Annotated in this window: 1 protein-coding gene; it reads right to left on the bottom strand. The window is 70.8% G+C overall.

Annotated elements, in window-relative coordinates; genetic code table 11:
* On the bottom strand, positions 1–1,942 hold a 1,942-nt coding region (locus DKG75_RS23130; protein ID WP_170131912.1), incomplete at both ends, for an MBG-2 domain-containing protein.

Below are 1,942 nucleotides of genomic sequence, written 5' to 3'. Positions count from 1 at the left end.
GCACGGGGTCGAGGTCGCCGTAGACTTTTGATTGGCCCGCGGTCGCGGTCACCGTCAGCGCTGCCGGTGTGATCCGGAAGCTCGGTGCGCCCGACAGGCTCACCGTGTAGTTGCCGCCCGCCGTGACGCCGCCCAGCGCGATCCCGTAGTCGCCCGCGTTCTCGCCTGCGGCCTGGGCCAGCGCCCCGGTCAGCAGGGCCGCCGTGTCGCCGGCCTTGAAGCCCGTGGCCGTGTAGGCCAGCGCAGGGTCAAGGTCCCCATAGACCTTCGATTGGCCCGCGGTCGCCGTCACCGTCAGCGCCGCCGGCGTGATCCGGAAGCTCGGCGACCCCGACAGGCTCACCGTATAGTTCCCACCCGCCGAGACGCCGCCCAGCGTGATCCCGTAGTCGCCCGCGTTCTCGCCTGCGGCCCGGGCCAGCGCCCCGGTCAGCAGGGCCGCCGTGTCGCCGGCCTTGAAGCCCGTGGCCGTGTAGGCCAGCGCAGGGTCAAGGTCCCCATAGACCTTCGATTGGCCCGCGGTCGCCGTCACCGTCAGCGCCGCCGGCGTGATCCGGAAGCTCGGCGACCCCGACAGGCTCACCGTATAGTTCCCACCCGCCGAGACGCCGCCCAGCGTGACCCCGTAATCGCCCGCGTTCTCGCCTGCGGCCCGGGTCAGAGAGCCGATCAGCAGGGCCGCCGTGTCGCCCGCCTTGAAGCCTGTGGCCGTGTAGGCCAGCACGGGGTCGAGGTCGCCGTAGACTTTCGACTGGCCCGCGGTCGCCGTTACCGTCAGGGCCGCCGGTGTGATCCGGAAGCTCGGTGCGCCCGACAGGCTCACCGTGTAGTTGCCGCCCGCCGAGACGCCGCCCAGCGTGATCCCGTAGTCGCCCGCGTTCTCGCCTGCGGCCTGGGCCAGCGCCCCGGTCAGCAGGGCCGCCGTGTCGCCGGCCTTGAAGCCCGTGGCCGTGTAGGCCAGCGCAGGGTCAAGGTCCCCATAGACCTTCGATTGGCCCGCGGTCGCCGTCACCGTCAGCGCCGCCGGTGTGATCCGGAAGCTCGGTGCGCCCGATAGGCTCACCGTGTAGTTACCACCCGCCGAGACGCCGCCCAGCGTGATCCCGTAATCGCCGGCGTTCTCGCCTGCGGCCCGGGCCAGGGCCCCGGTCAGCAGAGCCACTGTATCACCCGCCTTGAAGCCCGTGGCCGTGTAGGTCAGCGCAGGGTCAAGATCGCCGTAGACTTTCGACTGGCCCGCGGTCGCCGTTACCGTCAGCGCTGCCGGTGTGATCCGGAAGCTCGGTGCGCCCGACAGGCTCACCGTGTAGTTCCCGCCCGCAGACACACCGCCCAGCGTGATCCCGTAATCGCCGGCGTTCTCGCCTGCGGCCCGGGCCAGGGCCCCGGTCAGCAGAGCCGCTGTATCACCCGCCTTGAAGCCTGTGGCCGTGTAGGCCAGCGCAGGGTCGAGGTCGCCGTAGACTTTCGACTGGCCCGCGGTCGCCGTCACCGTCAGCGCTGCCGGTGTGATCCGGAAGCTCGGTGCGCCCGACAGGCTCACCGTGTAGTTCCCGCCCGCAGACACACCGCCCAGCGTGATCCCGTAATCGCCGGCGTTCTCGCCTGCGGCCCGGGCCAGGGCCCCGGTCAGCAGAGCCGCTGTATCACCCGCCTTGAAGCCCGTGGCCGTGTAGGTCAGCGCAGGGTCAAGATCGCCGTAGACTTTCGACTGGCCCGCGGTCGCCGTTACCGTCAGCGCTGCCGGTGTGATCCGGAAGCTCAGTGCGCCCGACAGGTTCACCGTATAGTTGCCGCCCGCCGAGACGCCGCCCAGCGCGATTCCGTAATCGCCGGCGTTCTCGCCCGCAGTCCGGGTCAGAGACCCGGTCAGCAGCGCGGCGGTATCACCCGCCTTGAAGCCTGTGGCCGTGTAGGCCAGCGCAGGGTCGAGGTCACCGTA

It is taken from the genome of Zavarzinia compransoris, from assembly GCF_003173055.1.
Classification (GTDB): domain Bacteria; phylum Pseudomonadota; class Alphaproteobacteria; order Zavarziniales; family Zavarziniaceae; genus Zavarzinia; species Zavarzinia compransoris.
The sequence above is the reverse complement of the archived record's forward strand: the minus strand, read 5'-3'. Positions and strand labels throughout refer to the sequence as shown.